The following is a 509-nucleotide window of genomic DNA, read 5'->3' as shown; positions in this document are numbered from 1 at the left end:
CCGGTGCCGAGCAGCTCGTCGCCGTCCCAGTAGTTGACGGTGACGTAGCCCTCGTACGGATCGGAGACCTCATCCCAGTTGGCGTAGAGGTTGATCTCGGTCACGGTCTCATCGGCGCCCATAACGACCTTAGTAAGGTCCGGGTTGATCAGGGTCTCGCCCTCAAAGCTCCAGCCGAGGAAGTTATAGCCGTCCTTGGACGGGGTGATCGGGCCACTCCACTCACTCGTACCGCGCTTCACGGCGCCGGTGCCAATAAGATCCTCGCCGTCCCAGTAGTTGACCGTGATGTAGTCAGCATACGGATCCTCAAGCTTGGTCCAGTTGGCGTAGAGGTTGATCTCCTCATCGGTAGCGCCGGCATAGCGGACCGTGGAGAGGTCGGTGTAGAGGTGCTCGGAGTCGCCCTCGAAGTTCCAGCCGGCGAACACGTAGCCGTCCTTGGTCGGGTTGGCGATGCCGCTCCACTCGTTGGTGCCGTTCAGGACCGCTCCGGTGCCGAGCAGCTC

1 protein-coding gene is annotated in these 509 nt (G+C 61.9%); it reads right to left on the bottom strand.

The genetic code is table 11. The annotated features are described in order from the left end of the window. The coding region (locus H6A23_RS11225) for an InlB B-repeat-containing protein (RefSeq protein ID WP_204832256.1) at window positions 1-509 on the bottom strand (509 nt) is incomplete at both ends.

The sequence above is a fragment of the Olsenella uli genome (assembly GCF_016900775.1).
GTDB classification, from domain to species: Bacteria; Actinomycetota; Coriobacteriia; order Coriobacteriales; family Atopobiaceae; genus Thermophilibacter; species Thermophilibacter uli_A.
The sequence above is the reverse complement of the archived record's forward strand: the minus strand, read 5'-3'. Positions and strand labels throughout refer to the sequence as shown.